This window comes from Streptomyces sp. NPDC053426, assembly GCF_055585405.1.
Genome location: NZ_JBVJKE010000001.1, coordinates 151,819 through 166,965 on the forward strand (window position 1 = coordinate 151,819; position 15,147 = coordinate 166,965).

Below are 15,147 nucleotides of genomic sequence, written 5' to 3' on the forward strand. Positions count from 1 at the left end.
ATAGACCGTTGACACAGTTCACACAATGAGTATCGGATGCTCCGTCGCTCCGACTCGCCGGGGTCTCTAGGCTGGTCCCGACCGCCGCCCGCCCGTCACCGAGGACGCCGATGCCCCGACTCGCTCTCTCCGACGACTTCGTCGCGGACCTCATCTCGCTGCAGCGACCGGTCCAGAAGGAAGTCAGCGACGCGATCCAGATGTTCCGCAGCATGACCGTCCCCCAGCTCCACGCGAGCAAGGGCATGCACCTGGAGAAGCTCGAGCGGGCACGCGACCCCCGGATCCGCACCATACGCATCACCAGGTTCTACCGGGGCGTCCTCCTGGCCCCCGACGACGGCAGCGAGCTGTTCATGCTGCTGCGGGTCGCCCCGCACGACGAGGCGATCAACTGGGCCTGCAAGCGCGCCTACTCCGTCAACAGCGCCACCCGCGGCGTGGAGGTGCGCAACGTCGAGGCCCTCGAGCAGATGGAGACCTACTTCGAGACCAAGGCGGACACCACTCCCACCCGCCTCTTCGAGGAGCACTCCGACACCGTTCTGCGCGACCTCGGCGTCGACGACCAGGTGCTGAAGCTGGCCCGCGTCTGCGTCACGGCCGACGACCTGACCGTCATGGCACCGCCGATGATGCCCGCCGACCAGTACGAGGTGCTGTGGTTCCTGGCGCAGGGCGAGTCCCCCGAGGACGTCTGGGAACAGCTGATCGCGCCGCGCGGACAGACCGTCCGCACGGCGGAGGAACGGCCCGCGGTCACCCTCGCCGAGGCGATCCTCAACACGTCCGACCGCATCGTGGAGGTGACGGGCCCCGGCGAGCTGGAACGCATCCTCAGCGAGGACTTCACCCGCTGGCGGATCTTCCTGCACCCCGCCCAGCGCCGGTACGCCCAGCACCCCGGTTTCAACGGCCCCGCCCAGGTCACCGGTGGTCCCGGCACCGGCAAGACGGTGGTCGCCCTGCACCGCGTACGGCACCTGCTGCGCACCGGCCGGGAGGACGAGCGGATCCTGCTGACCACGTTCACCAACGCCATGGCGGCCACCCTGCGGGACAGCCTCGCGCTGCTGCTCGGCGACGCCGACGCCCACCTGCTGGAGCGCGTCGACGTCACGACGGTCGACTCCCTCGCCGCCCGAGTCGTCCGGGAGGCGCGGGGCAGTTCCCCGAAGCCCCTGTCGGCCGCCGCCGAGAAGAGCGCCTGGACCCGCGCCATGGCACGCGAGGAACTGCCCTGGACGGAGCAGTTCCTGTCCCAGGAGTTCCGCAACGTCGTCCTCGCCCAGGGGCTGCGCACGCCGGAGGAGTACCTGCGCTGTGTACGGCGCGGACGCGGCACCCAGGTCGGCCGGGTGCAACGGGCTCGGCTGTGGCGGGTGATGGAGCGGTTCACGGCGGACCTCGCCTCGCGCGACTCGGCGACGTACACGCAGCTGTGCGACCAGGCGGCGCGCACCCTCGCCGAAGGCGCACCGCGCTACCGCCATGTCGTCGTGGACGAGGCGCAGGACCTTCATCCGGCCCAGTGGCGGGTGCTGCGCGCCTGTGTCGCCTCCCAGGCCGACGACATGTTCCTGGTCGGCGACCCGCATCAGCGCATCTACGACTCCCGCGTCTCGTTGCGCTCGTTGGGGATCAACGTCCGGGGACGCACCTCCCGGCTCCGCCTCAACTACCGCAGCACGGAGGAGATCCTGCGCTGGTCGGCGTCGCTCCTCGACGGTCAGCCGGTGGGCCGGCTCGGCGAGGACGACGACGAGGACGGCGGCCGGGACTCCCTGCGCGGCTACCGGTCCCAGCTGCACGGCCGCGTCCCGGCGGCGCGCGGGCACGGCAGCCAGGACGAGGAGCTGCGGGCGCTGGTCGAGCAGGTGCGCACCTGGATCGAGCGGGACGGGGTGAAGCCGTCCGAGGTGGCGGTGTGCGCCCGGTTCAACACCCTGGTCGACGCCGTGATCGCCCGCCTGCGGCGGGAGCGCGTCCCGGCGGTGGCCGTCAAGGACAACCCGGGACCGGACGTCTCCGGCGTCCGCGTGGCCACCATGCACGCGATGAAGGGACTGGAGTTCCGGTGCGTGGCCGTGGTGGGCGTGACGTCGAACGTGCTGCCGTTCGCCCCGCAGGTGACGCCGGCCGAGGTCGATCCTGTCCAGCACCAGTCGGACCTGCTGGCCGAGCACTGCCTGCTGTTCGTGGCCTGCACACGGGCGCGCGACGCGCTGGCGATCTCGTGGAGCGGTGAGCGCAGCCGCATGCTGGACCCGGTGGCCGGCTGAGACGTGCGGGGCCCCGGTGCCCCGGACCCTGCTTCGGGTCCGGGGCACCGGGGCCGTCGCTGCGGAAGGCTCTGTCCCTCCTGTCAGCGCCCCGTGGGCGTCAGGCCCGGATCTCCCGGACGACGACCTCGTGGCTCTTTCCCCGGGAGGCGTCGTACGAGATCGTCCGCCCCGTCGGCTGCCACATCAACGCGTGGCCCAGCGGTGACGACGGGGAGATGATCTCCGCGTCACCGGTGGGCAGTTCGGCGACGGTGTACAGGGTCGCGTCGTCGATCCGCCCGTCGAACTCGAGGACGAGCAGCGCACCGGGGTGCACCACCCTCGGCGTCCCCTCCTCCTGGCCGACCCGCACGGCGTCGAGGAAGGTCCGCAGGAAGCCGAGCCGCTTCGTGCGGCGCTCGCGCTGGTCGGCCTGCGTCTTCCTGAGGAAGACGAGGTTCGCCGGATCCGCGTCCACGGGTGTCTCGTCCGGGGCGTCGATGGCGGCCTGCAGCCCCTGCATCTCGCGCACCAGCCGCTGGAAGGCGGCGGCGGGGATCTCCCGAACCGGCAGGGCGCCCTGCTCGGTGGAGGGCGCCGGACGGGGAGCGGGCTCCGCGACCGCCTCCCCGGTGGGGTCCGGCCAGGGCATGCGCGGATCCTCGGGTGCGACGGCGGAGAGCTCCGTCACCTCCGGCGCCGCGTCGGGCGCGGGACCCGGGTCGTGCGAGCGCTCGTCCTCCCGCGCCTCCTCCGTTCCGTCGTCCTCGTCCCGGCCGTCGGCCGATGGCACCTGGGGATCCGCCGCCGCCTCGGGAGAGCCGCTCCCTTCCGGTTCCGCGGGAGGCGGCTCGATCCCCAGCCGTTCCAGCTCCGCCCAGAGCGGGGCGAGCGCCTGCTCGCGGTCGAGGTGGAAACGGCTGCCGCGGATCCGGACGAAGGTCCAGTCGACGCGTTCCAGGTCGCGCTGGCGGGCGGCGGCGGTGGACGCGTCCTCGCCCTCGGCGAAGGCGTCGCCGTCGCAGGCGACCGCGAGCCTGCGGGTGCCGCCCTCGACGACCAGGTCGATGGTGTGGCGGCCCACCCGGTAGCCGGGCCGCACCCGGTGACCCCGGGCCGTCAGCTCCAGGTACACCTTCTGCTGGAACAGACTGTCGAACGCCTCGTGGCGTACGTCGGGCCGCACCTCGCCCTCGACCGCGACGGTGTCCTCCTCCGCGGGCCGGGTGAGGTGGTCGAGCCACCGCCGGCGCAGGTCGTTCTCGTGGAACTGCTCGGGCCGGGCGCTGTGGAACACCCACACCTGGTCCTGGGCGCGGGAGGCGGCCACGTTGAGCCGCTGCTCGTACGTCTTGCCGTTGAAGCCGCCCGGTACGGTCCCCGCGGCGGTGGTGGCCGAGTTGACGCAGGAGACGAACAGGACGTGTCGCTCGTCACCCTGGAAGTCCTCGGCGTCGCCGACCCGGATCCGCCGCTCCTCGCGCTGCTCGTAGTCGAGGCGTTCGGCGAGCAGGTTCTCCAGCTCCGTCAGATGGCCCTTGGCCCCGCGGAGGCTGATGACGCCCATGGTCTTCCCCTCGTACGCCGGGTCGGCGCAGCAGCGCACGACCGCGTCGACGAGGGCCTCGGCCTCGGCGGTGTTGACCAGCCGGTCGTTGCCGCCGACGGCCGCTCCGCCCTCGACGTGCACGGTGCGGACCGGGGGCAGCCGGTCGGCGCCGTACTGCCGCAGCGGCTGGAGCCGGCCGTTGTAGCAGAGGTCGTTGGAGAAGGAGATGATCTCCGGCATGCACCGGAAGTGCTCCTTGAGCATGAGCGTGCCGCGGCCGGCGGAGAGCGCCTCGGTGAGGTCGAAGAAGCTGGAGTCGGGGCCGAAGAGGCTGCGGACGTCCGGCTCGAGCGCGGTGAGGAGCCGGTCCCGCAGGTGGAAGTACTCGTCCTGCTTGAGGCCGACGTTGGAAGGGCTGACCTGCTTGCTGTCGCCGACGATCACCATCCGGTCGGCGAGCCAGCTCAGCAGCATGGCCTCGAGACCCGACTGGCTGGCCTCGTCGACGATGACGACGTCGAACAGGCCGGGCCGGTCCATCGGCACGGTCTCCGCCACCTGGTGCAATGGCATGATCCAGGCGGGCACCGCCGTCTGCGCCTTGCGCAGCGCGGCCTGGGCGTCGCGCCGGTAGCGGTGCTGGTACTTGCCCTTGATGCGGCGGGCGGCCTGCTGGTACGCGCTGAGGGCGCGGGACTGGTCGCCGGTGAGCAGCCCGAGGCAGCGGTGCCAGGCGCGGGCGGCGGCGAGCCGGCCGAGCGTGATGCGTGCCTCGTCGTCGGCCTCCGTCAGCCGCTTGCGCAGGGTCCGCTCGGCCTCCGGGTCGGTGAGCCGTTCCATGCGGTCGCGCCACGCGGACCAGGCCCAGGCCTCGGCGAGCAGCGGCAGCCGGTCGTCCCACGCGGTGTCCTCCGCGGAGCCGGTGACGCGCTCGGCGAGCGAGGGGAACGCCTCCCGCACACGGGTGAGCGCGGCGTGCTGCTCGGCCCGCAGCCGGGCGGCCTCCCGCACCTCGGCCATCTCGTCGCCGAACTCCCGGTAGCCCTGCGGGTCCCGGGCGCGCACGGCGTCGAGGGCGCGGTCGACGGCGGGTGCCACGCCGGGCCGGTCGTTCCAGGAGCGCAGGAGTTCCTCGGTGTCCGCGATCACCTTGCGGGACCGCTCGGCGGCACGCAGCGTGGTCGCCGCACGCAGCAGGGCGCGTACGGCGTTCTCGACCGAAGGATCGTGCCAGGTGGCGACGGCGAGTTCGGGCGAGGTGGCGGCGGCGGTGAGCACGTCGGTGCGGGCGGCGGCGACGGCGAGCAGGGCCTCCAGCACGTCGGCGTCCTGCCGCAGACGTGCCAGGCGCGGACCGTGGCCCTGCCACGCGCCGGCGGGGGCGCCCCACTCGGTCTCCACCTGGGCCAGGCGCAGTTCGAGCTGGACGCGGGCGACGACGACCGCCGCGGTGGCGACGTCCTCGGGGGACCGTCCGTCGACCCGCACGGACTGCACGAACCCGCCGACGGCCTTGGCGAGTTTCGAGCGGGTGCCGAGCGGGCCGCGCAGTTTCTGTCCCTGGGCGAGGCCGTCGTGCAGGGCGGTGGCCTGACCGAGCGCGGTGGCCGGGTCGTACTGCTCCAGGCCGCTGACCATCGCGGTCCCCAGCGTGGCGAGCGAGGCGTCGAGCGCCGCGAGGGCGTCGGTGACGGCGGCGTGCCGGCTGCGTGTCTGCCAGTCCTGTCCCGCGGTCACCTCCTCCACGAGCGCCCCGGCCCACCCGCCGGCGGCGGCAGCGAGGGACGCGGCCCTGGCGCGGGCGGCGGAGAACGCGTCCAGGGCAGCCGTCAGACGCCGCTGTCCGGTCTCGTTCAGGCCCCGCACGGCGGTGTCGTACCGCAGGCTCAGCGGGTCCTGTCGTACCGCCTCGTGCGCCTCCTCGGCGGAGCGCACCACCCGCACGGCCTCCTCGAAGTCACCGGACGCGGGCAGTTCGGAGGGGCCGGGCACCTCGGCCGCGAGGGCGCGGTGGTGCGGTGTGAAGGCACGTGTGGTGTGCAGCAGCCTCAGTGTGTCGTCGGCGGTCAGGGAGGGCTGCTCCTGAGGAACCCGCCCGAGCCAGTCGTACCGCTCCGTCTCGGCGGTGAGGCGCTCGGCGATCTCCTGGAGGCTGCCGGTGTAGTCGCCGATCTCCGCCTCGAAGCGGTGGGTCTCCTGCTCGCGCAGCACGGCGAGGTCGCGCAGCATGGTCTGCTGGGCCGACCGGGCCGCGGCGAGCCGTGCCTGGAGCGTACGGATGTCCTTCTGCGAGGCCTTGGGATCGTAACCGGCGTACTCGCTGAGGATCCTCTGCACGGACGCCTCGAGCTCCCGCTGGGCGGCCGCGCCGTCCTCGGTGCGGCTCACGCACAGGTCGCGGATGTTCTCGGGCAGCTTGTCCCGCAGGACGCGCAGGGCGCGCGGGGTGTGGCTGGTGATGAGGACCCGCTTGCCCTGGGCGAGCAGATCCGTGACCAGGTTGGCGATGGTGTGCGTCTTGCCGGTGCCGGGCGGTCCCTGCACCACGACGAGCCGGTTGGCGCGCAGGCGTTCGGCGATGGTGCGCTGCTCCTCGTTGGCGGGCAGCGCGAAGTACATCTCGTCGGTTCCGGCCTCGGCGCCGTCGTCCTCGGCCGCCGCGAGGTCGGCGGCGGTCAGCGCCCCGTCGCGGCCCGCGATGTAGCCGAGCAGCTCGGTGGGAGACGTGCCGGCGTCGATGTGGCGGGCGATGGCCTTGAGGGCGTCAAGTGTCGAACGGCGGTTGCGCTCCCGCAGAACGAGCGCGGGGGTGAGTCCCACCTGGGGCACGTCGAGCGTGCGCGGCCGGGCGCGTTCCACGGTCGGCGAGTAGCCGCCGGCGCTGTGCGCCGCGTTGGTCCAGCTGCGCAGGGCGGTGTGTACGGCGTCGAGGTGTGCCGGGTCGGTGACGTCGGAGGCACCGTCCAGCGTGTCGACGATCTGCTCCCGCACCGCGCCGGGCACGTGCTGGGCGCCTTCCAGCATGCCCTCTTCCAGTTCCAGGCCCACACCGGTCGGGTCGGGGGCGGCGGTGAGGGTGCCGGTGACCGGGTCGAGGTGGAGGGTGGCGCGGTGGGTGACGAGGTGGCGTTCCACGCGCTGGCCGGTGGTCGTCTGCCAGGTGAGCCGGCCGAGCCCGAGGACGAGTTCGTAGGCCTCGCCGAGGTTGGCGGCGTCCTCGTGCATCTTGTGCAGGCGGTCGTACAGCCTCACGACGGGATCGATGGCCCGCCGCCGCTCCGCCCAGGCCAGCCACTCCTGTTCCCAGGCGGCGTACAGCTTCTCGATCTTCTCCCGCTTCGGGTGGTCGTCGAGCTCGTGGTACGTCTTGTCGAGGGGAATGCCCTGGGACCAGTCCGGGAACTCCGGCTCGATCCGGCGGCGCAGGTGCGGGGCGCGGGTCTGCTTGAAGTCCCGGATGCGGGTCTCGTCGATCCAGGGCGCGAGCAGGGGCTCGGGGTGCGGGGCGTCCTCACGGTCGGGGCGTTCGAGGGTCAGCCAGGCCGGTTCCTCGGAGTCGAGGGCACCGTCGAGCATCACGGCGACCTCGGGGGCGTCCGGCAGTTCCTCGAACCAGACGGTGCCGGCGGCGCCGTCGAGCGTGCGGACGGGGCGGGTCTTCGACTCCTCGGCCTCGGCGAGGAAACGGAAGATCTGGCGGACGCGGGTCGCGTCGAGCTCGTCGGGGGACGGGTCCTGGGCGCGGGGGACGGACCCGGTCGGCGGCGTCACGAGGGGCGTGGCCGGACGGGGGCCCGGCCCGGTGGGCTGTGACGGTACGGCTCCCAGCACGGTACGGGCCGTTCCGTGGCCCTCGTCCCCGGCGTCGGTGAACAGGGACGGCTGCCGCTCGCCGAACAGCGGCGCCTGGTCCGGCAGCCGTCCCGCCCGTGCGGGCGCGGGCGCCGTGGCCCTCGCCGTGGTGAAGGTGACGCTCTCGCGCTTGTGGTCGTACGGGAACCGGACCTCGATGTCCAGCTCCGCGGCGGTTCCCGCCGGGATGCTGTACGCCCAGGTCACTGACGCGCGACGGCCCTTGCGGAGGGTGCCTTCGAGCCCGTCGTCGAGCAGCTCGGTCCGGTGGTCCCGTACCTGCCGTGCCGTCTTGCCGTAGGGCCCGCCGCGCACGAGCAGGGTGATGCCGTCGACGTCGATGGGGTGGGCCGTGCCGTTGCTCAGGTACAGCGTGCACCGGACCAGGTCGTCGCCCTGGCGGTACCCGTCGGAGGCCTCGGGATCGACCAGTTCGTACGGCTCCACGTCGTCCACGCGCACGTGCAACCCGTCGTCGTACCGGTAGACCGATCCGACCGGCTGCATCTCGTCACCCACGCCGTACTCACGCTGGCTCACGCGCCACCCCACTGCTGTCCGGAGCCACATGCGTGGCCGCTTGGTGTCATCCCGCCCCGGCCCACCCGAGTACGTATCCGCCCCCAGCGCATCGTCTCAAGTGTGAACTGAGCACACGGGCTGAGGGTAGCAGCAGACCTTCGAGCTCCACTGCGCCCCATGGAACCGCACGGAAATCATCGACACAAGCCTTATTGCATGTTGACTCTGTTCACAACCCTAGGTCAATATGACTCGGGATCACTCGCACAGCTCCAGGCAGACGCCACAGAAAGGCCATGCGCCATGCAGATGGAAGTCCTCCATGTCAGTCCGGAGCTCGCGACGGAGTGGCTCACCCGCAACACCAGCAACCGACCGCTCAGCAAGGCCGCGGTACAGCAACTGGCAGGCCGTATCCAGCGCGGCGAGTGGCAGTTGACGCACCAGGGCATCGCCTTCGACGAGGACGGTGTACTCATCGACGGCCAGCACCGCCTCGCGGCGATCGCCAAGGCGGGGATCACCGTCCCCCTGACCGTCACCCACGGCGTCCCGCGCACCGCGTTCACGGTGATGGACACGGGACGCAAGCGCACCGGCCGGGACGCGCTCGCCCTCGCCGGCGAGGCCAACGCCACGCACCTGGCAGCGGCCCTGCGCGGCCTGCACCTCTACCTGAACGCGCCCAACTCCTCCTGGAGCGGCGGATCGTCGGTGACCAGCAACGACCAGCTTCTGACCATGCTCGACAAGCACCCTGGCATCCGTGACGCCCTCCAGCACGGCGTGGCGCTCAACCGCGCGTGCCGCATCACCGTCACGGCGGCGACCATCGGCTGGTACGTGACCTGCGAGGCGCGGCCCGACATCGATCAAAGCGCCTGGAAGGAGGGCATCGTGACGGGCGCGCGTCTGGAGCCGGGTGACCCCCGCCTCACCCTGCGCAACACGATGCTCAACCTCGCCACGGGCACCTCGCACCGTCGCCGCGACGACTCACGCGAGCACCTGCTCTACTACCTCAAGGCCTGGAACGCGTGGGCCGAGGGCCGGTCGATCAAGCTGTTGCGCCGGTCCCCCAACGAGACGATGCCCCGGATCTCCAAGCAGGCGGCGGCAGTTCTCACGCACGAGGTGCCCCGGCAACCGTAAAAGCCACAATCCCACCACCATTGACTCAGTTCACTGTAGATTGAGCGACCGTCGTCGCGGTGGTCTGGATCACCGGACAAGCCGTCAGGCTGCGCCCAGCCGGCAGGGAAAGGAAGCGCATGCGCGCGCAGGAGATCACCTTCCTCAAGCTCGTCCAGGGGGACAAGCAGTTTCAAGTCCCCTTGTACCAGCGGACGTACAGCTGGGGCAGGGAGCAGCTGAAGCGACTCTGGGAGGACGTCGGCGAGCTCGTCGACCAGCACCTGTCGGGTGAGACCAGTGCCCCGCACTTTCTGGGCTCCGTGGTGCTCGCTCCCGGCCAGATCCAGGCCGGCGGCGTACAACGGTGGTTGGTCGTGGACGGTCAGCAGCGGCTGACGACACTGATGCTGGCGTTCACCGCGCTGCGCGACCACCTCAAGGGAACGGGTGATTCGCGCGGTGTGGACAGGGTGCACCGGCAGATACTGGTGAACGAGTTCCATGAGGGCCTCGATCATTACCGGCTGCTCCCGACGCAGGCCGACCGCGAGGCATACACGGCTTGCGTCCAGTCCCGGGCAGATGCCGGCGGAAGCGACAACATCGGTGCCGCTTACCGATTCTTCCTCGGTGCGCTCACCGAGGGGCAGGAGGCCGCCGGCGACGACCGGTGGATCGCGACGGTGGAGACCGTCCTCAAGGACCTGCTGTCCATCGTGGAGATCACCGCGGAGCCGGGTGACAACGTCTACCGGATCTTCGAATCGATCAACAACACGGGCGTCGGGCTGAGCCAGAGCGACCTGCTGCGCAACTACGTGTTCATGCTGCTGCCCAAGCGGGGCGAACGGGTCTACCAGGAGCTGTGGCTGCCCATGCAGCAGAGCCTCGGCCCCAAGAACCTCGAACTCCTCGTCTGGCTGGACCTGGTCGTCCGGGGCCACCACAAGACCAAGCAGAGCGAGATCTACCGGGAGCAGCAGAAGCGGCTGCAGCCGATGGCCGGTGACGAAGAGGCGTTGCAGCGCGAGATCGCACAACTAGCCGAACGCGCAGGTCGATTGCTGCGCATCATCCAACCGCACCGTGAGAGTTCACCTGCGCTCCGCGCCGTGCTGGAGCGCCTGGCAGCCTGGGGAGGCCAAACTCACTACCCCCTGGCGCTGCACTTGTTGGACCTGGTGGACACACAGGCCACGACACCCGATGACGCTGCAGAGGCTCTTCTCTGCGTCGAGTCCTACCTGGTGCGTCGCGTGATCTGCCAGACACCGACCAACAACCTGAACCGCATCTTCATGGACGCGCCGAAGGAGCTGGAGACCGACCGTCCCTCCGCCGAGGCGGTCCGGCGGTTCCTGTCCGGCGGGCGCCGCCGGTGGCCGAGCGACGAGGAGCTGCGCGAGGCGATCCGCAGCAAGCCGTTCTACTGGAGCGGCCGGCCTCCGCAGCGGAGTTACATCCTGCGCCGGTTGGAGGAGAGTTACGGTTCGAGCGAGCCGGTCGACTTCGTGAAGGCGTCCCTCAGCGTGGAGCACGTCCTTCCGCAGCGTCCGACCTCGGCCTGGTTCGATCTGCTCGCCGACGAGACCGAGCCGGACCAGACTCCGCAGGAGCTGCACGACCTGCTGGTCCACACGCTCGGCAATCTCACCCTCACCGGGGACAACACCAAGTTGTCCAACAGCCCGTTCGAGCGCAAGCAGCAGATCCTCGACTCCAGCGCCCTGTACATGAACCAGGAGATCGCTGCGGAGAAGCGCTGGGGCAAGGCCGAGATCCTGGCCCGTGCCGACCGTCTGACGGAGCGGGCGGTGGAGTTGTGGCCCGGCCCGATCGGCGGGGTCAGGCCGACGGGCGAGGAGTGGCCTGGCTGGGCCGAGCTGCGGGCCGCCCTGGTGGCGATGCCGAGCGGTACGTGGACGACGTACGGAGATGTCGCCGAACTGATCGGCAGCCACCCGGTCCCCGTCGGCGCCCATCTGAGCTCCAACCCGACGGTGATGGGGGCGTACCGGGTTCTCACTGCGGACGGGAAGATCTCCCCGGCGTTCCGCTGGGCGGACGGCAGTGACCGGCCGTCGCCGCAGGAACTGCTGACGGGCGAAGGGGTGAAGTTCGACCCGTCGGGCCGTGCCGACGCGTCGCAGCGCCTGACCGCCGCGGAGCTGGCCACCCTGCTCGGCAAGGACGTCACACAACCCGCCGCGCACGACCCGCTCCCCGATGGAGAGGACGCGGCGGCGGCCGAGCGTTTCCGGGCACAGTTGCAGGAGCACTGGCCGGAGGCGTCCGCCGGGGTCCTGGGCGCACTCGACTTCTGGCGCCTCCAGGGCGGTCATGTCACCTACGGCCGCCACGACGAGACGAGTTGCTTCCCGATGCTCGACGCCGGCACCACGCGCCGTCCCCATCTGATCTGGCCCATGGCGGTCTACCCGGTGAGCGGAACGGTCGAGGTCGTCTTCCAGTACCTCAAGGACCGCCGTCCCTTCGACGACACGGAGCAGCGCCGCGAACTGCTGAACCGCCTCAACAAGATCGACGGCATCGACCTGCCCGAGGCGAAGCTGGAGCTGCGTCCGTCCTTCCCGGTCCGGGTGTTCGCGGAGCACGGGGAGGAGATCTGCGGGGTGCTGGACTGGTTCGTGCACACGGCGGCACTGGATCTGGCACAACGGGACTGAGCTGAGCGGCCCTCATCCATGAGGGAGACATCCGCGCCGTGCTGAGCGAGTGCGAGAGGAGGCGTGGTGTCGGGCAGGACGTGCCGGGGGGCCGTCCACTCGACGGTCACACGTTCTGCTCCATGGGTCGCGTGCTCGTCGACGGCGAGTGGACGGTCAGGTCGCACTGTGCACGACTGGCCGAGGGTCGCGGTGCGGTGACCAGGAGCGGCTTCTCACGCCGCCCCGGCCGTCGGCGTACGGCTCTCACGTGGACACCTGGCTTCCTGGACGTCCGGGGAGGGGACGCGTGCGTGGAACGACGCGTCACGCGATCCCGGCGTGCCCGAGGCGGCGGTTCACGCCCCTGTGGTCGCGAGCCGCCGTTCCCCGCGTGAACCAGGGTGGTGCGGGAGCGGGCGGGGTCAAGAGCGGGCGACGGGGCCCGCGGCCGGGACCTCCCGGGTGCCGTCGGCGGTCGCCGTCCGCCGACGGTCGGCCTGCGACGCCGCGGAGCGGGGCAGCGCGGACGCCAGGAGGGGCCCGCGCAGGGCCGGCGCGCGCAGGGCGAGGGTCACCAGGGCGTAGCCCACGAGTCCGCCGAGCGTGTTGGCGAAGAGGTCGTTGACGTCCACGGAACGACCGTTGTTCAGGACGATGTACGACAGCATCTGGGCGACTTCCACGGACAGGCTGGCCGCCGCCGTCATCAGGGTCGCCCACGACGCCGAGGTGGCGTTCCGGAACAGCAGGGGCAGCAGGAAGCCGGCCGGCACCGTCATGATGACGTTGGGGACCATGGTGATGTCCGCGGTGAGCAGCGGGACGAAGTTGATCTGACCGATCCAGGGAGCCTGGTTGGCGTACTCGCCCCACGTCACGCTCAGCGGGAAGACCGTCAGGGACAGCACGGCGGCGACGTAGACGGCGGCGGCCAGCCGCAGCAGACCCTGGCGCCTGTCCCACACCCCGCGCCTCACCTGGATGACGGTGCCGGCCGCGAACAGGACGAGCGCGGGGCCGAGAACGGGTGCGGAGTCCACCTGGAAGCGTATGTCCATGAGGGCTGATCCTTCGGTCGGGTCGAGCGGTGCTGACTGCTTCAGCTTCCTTCCGGGGCCGGGCCGGGCGGATCTCCCGAAGGACCCATTCCCCGGTGGACGGCTACGACTTTCGGCAGAGGGGGACCGGTGCCGCGCGCGGCTAGGGTTCTCACCATGCTCAGACCACTGCGCGCGCCGGCCGCCGTCCGGTTCGCCGTCAGCGCCCTGCTGCTCTGCCTCCTCGGAGCGGCCCTGCTGATCGACCTCGACACCGGCACCCTCGAAAGCCAGGGCACCGGGATCACACTGTTCCTGTCGACGGCCGCGGCGGCGGCCGTCGCCTTCCCGGCCGTGGGGATCAAGTCGTCCCCCGCGGTGCTGGCGTGGGCGGCGTGCGGCGCGGCCCTGGTGTCACTGGCCTGCTCGGCCGGACTGCGCGTGGCGGCGAGCGGCGGTTCGGTCCTGGACCAGGCCTCCGACGCCTACACCCTGTTCGAGCCGATCGCCCTGATGGTGCTGCTGCACATGACGGCGCGGCGGGGCTCCCCGGCCGGCACCGCCGTCGCCCTGCCGCTGCTGATGGCCGCCGTCGTCCTGCGTCCGCTGGTGATCGAGGTGGACGAGGGCAGCAGCATCGTCGCGCTCGTCCTGACGCTGGTGGCCGGCGGCGCCCTGGCCTCCGGCCTCACCGTCCGCCTGGTCGTCGCCTCCCGCCGGCAGCACGAGGAGCGGATCAGACTCGAACAGCGCCTGGGGTTCGCCCGCGACCTGCATGACTTCGTCGCCCATCACATATCGGGCATCGTGCTCCAGGCACAGGGCGCCCGTGCCGTCGCGGCCAGGAAGCCCCAGGCGGTGGGCGACGCCCTGGAACTGATCGAGACCACCGGGGCGGAGGCGCTGACCGCCATGCGCAGGATGGTCGGCGCCCTGCGCGAGGACACCGTCCCGGACACCCGGACACCGGGCACGGACGCCGTCCGCGCCCTCGTCGCCGGCTGCCGGCTCCCCGGGGCCCGGGTCGGCCTCACCGAGACCGGCCCGGTCGACGGCCTCCCCGCGGACGCCGCCCACATCGTGGAACGCGTGGTCATGGAGGCGCTGACGAACATCCGCAAGCACGCCCACGGCTGCACCGCCGCACATGTGCGCTTGGACGTCTCCCGCCGCCGGGTGACCGCGCGGATCACCGACGACGGACACCAGTGTCCGTCCGACGGCACCGGCTACGGGCTGCACGGCCTGCGCGAGGTCACCGTCGCCGCCGGAGGCACGCTGACCGCGGGTCCCGGCCCCGAGGCCGGCTGGCACGTCGTACTCGAACTCCCTCTCCCGGTGCGGCAGGTGCTCCGATGAGCATCCGCGTCCTTCTCGCGGACGACCAGGCGATCGTCCGCACCGGCATGGCCATGATCCTGTCGGCCGAGGACGACATCGAGGTCGTCGCCCAGGCCGCCGACGGGGTTGCCGCGATCCAGCAGGCCGAACTGCACCGTCCCGACGTCGTCCTCATGGACATCCGCATGCCGCGGCTGAACGGCATCGAGGCGCTGCGGCACCTGCACCGTCCCGGGGCCGCGCACACCCCGAAGGTCGTCATGGTGACGACCTTCGACGACGACGAGTACGTCCACCAGGCCCTGCACCACGGTGCCTGCGGCTTCCTCCTCAAGGACGCGGGGCCCCGCCTGCTGGCCGAGGCCGTCCGCTCCGCCGCCTCCGGTGAAGCCCTCATCAGCCCCTCCATCACCGTCCGCCTGCTCCGGCGGTTCACCCGCCCCGCCGCCGCTGCCGCCCCGGCCCGCCCCTCGCCCCTGTCCGAGCGCGAGACCGAGGTCACCGCCCTCGTCTCCCGCGGGCACACCAACGCGGAGATCGCCGCCGCCCTGCACATCAGCGCGGGCACGGTGAAGACCCACCTCACCAACATCCAGGGCAAACTCGGCGCCCGCAACCGGGTCGAGATAGCGGCCTGGGCCTGGGAGTCCGGGCTCGCCCGCTGACCGGACCGTGCGCGGCGCCCCCGCGACCAGGACGGGCCGAACGGAAGTGTCTTCGCCACGGGTCGTCAGCGACCGGGCCGCGCGGACGACCCGTGTCCGAGGTATCCGCGCGCC

7 protein-coding genes are annotated in these 15,147 nt (G+C 71.5%); 5 read left to right on the forward strand and 2 right to left on the reverse strand.

Translation table 11 applies throughout. The features are described 5' to 3' along the window. Positions 1-110: 110 nt before the first annotated feature. Positions 111-2,282 carry a UvrD-helicase domain-containing protein gene (locus ACZ62B_RS00645; RefSeq protein ID WP_469689036.1) on the forward strand — a complete coding sequence of 724 codons (2,172 nt, stop codon included), beginning with the start codon at positions 111-113 and terminating at the stop codon, positions 2,280-2,282. A 100-nt stretch (positions 2,283-2,382) separates the two neighbouring features. On the opposite strand, the gene ACZ62B_RS00650 is transcribed toward ACZ62B_RS00645, so the two are convergent. Next, a complete protein-coding gene (locus ACZ62B_RS00650; RefSeq protein ID WP_469689038.1) occupies positions 2,383-8,205 on the reverse strand; it encodes an AAA domain-containing protein in 5,823 nt (1,940 codons plus the stop codon). A gap of 285 nt (positions 8,206-8,490) precedes the next feature. On the opposite strand from ACZ62B_RS00650, the gene ACZ62B_RS00655 reads away from it, so the two are divergent. Further along, positions 8,491-9,339 carry a ParB N-terminal domain-containing protein gene (locus tag ACZ62B_RS00655; RefSeq protein ID WP_468882268.1) on the forward strand — a complete coding sequence of 283 codons (849 nt, stop codon included), beginning with the start codon at positions 8,491-8,493 and terminating at the stop codon, positions 9,337-9,339. 119 nt (positions 9,340-9,458) lie between these two features. Further along, positions 9,459-12,008, forward strand: coding sequence for a GmrSD restriction endonuclease domain-containing protein (locus ACZ62B_RS00660; protein ID WP_469689040.1), 2,550 nt, complete (start codon positions 9,459-9,461; stop codon positions 12,006-12,008). Between the two features lie 404 nt (positions 12,009-12,412). Here the strand turns inward: ACZ62B_RS00660 and ACZ62B_RS00665 are convergent, their stop codons facing one another. Next, positions 12,413-13,048 carry a VanZ family protein gene (locus ACZ62B_RS00665; RefSeq protein WP_468725976.1) on the reverse strand — a complete coding sequence of 212 codons (636 nt, stop codon included), beginning with the start codon at positions 13,046-13,048 and terminating at the stop codon, positions 12,413-12,415. A 156-nt stretch (positions 13,049-13,204) separates the two neighbouring features. Here ACZ62B_RS00665 and ACZ62B_RS00670 point away from each other — a divergent pair, with 156 nt between their 5' ends. Together ACZ62B_RS00670 and ACZ62B_RS00675 are read left to right on the forward strand one after the other, a co-directional pair. After that, on the forward strand, positions 13,205-14,386 hold the full coding sequence (locus ACZ62B_RS00670; RefSeq protein ID WP_468725979.1) for a sensor histidine kinase: 1,182 nt from the start codon (positions 13,205-13,207) through the stop codon (positions 14,384-14,386). Beyond that, positions 14,383-15,033, forward strand: a complete 651-nt coding sequence (locus tag ACZ62B_RS00675; RefSeq protein ID WP_468725981.1) for a response regulator — start codon at positions 14,383-14,385, stop codon at positions 15,031-15,033. Before ACZ62B_RS00670 ends, ACZ62B_RS00675 begins: the two co-directional genes overlap by 4 nt. The last annotated feature ends 114 nt before the right edge of the window (positions 15,034-15,147 follow it).

Coding starts and splice junctions, on each gene's coding strand:
- ACZ62B_RS00665 (WP_468725976.1), bottom strand. CDS start 13,048: ATGGACATACGCTTCCAGGTGGACTCCGCACCCGTTCTCGGCCCCGCG.
- ACZ62B_RS00645 (WP_469689036.1), top strand. CDS start 111: ATGCCCCGACTCGCTCTCTCCGACGACTTCGTCGCGGACCTCATCTCG.
- ACZ62B_RS00655 (WP_468882268.1), top strand. CDS start 8,491: ATGCAGATGGAAGTCCTCCATGTCAGTCCGGAGCTCGCGACGGAGTGG.
- ACZ62B_RS00670 (WP_468725979.1), top strand. CDS start 13,205: ATGCTCAGACCACTGCGCGCGCCGGCCGCCGTCCGGTTCGCCGTCAGC.
- ACZ62B_RS00675 (WP_468725981.1), top strand. CDS start 14,383: ATGAGCATCCGCGTCCTTCTCGCGGACGACCAGGCGATCGTCCGCACC.
- ACZ62B_RS00660 (WP_469689040.1), top strand. CDS start 9,459: ATGCGCGCGCAGGAGATCACCTTCCTCAAGCTCGTCCAGGGGGACAAG.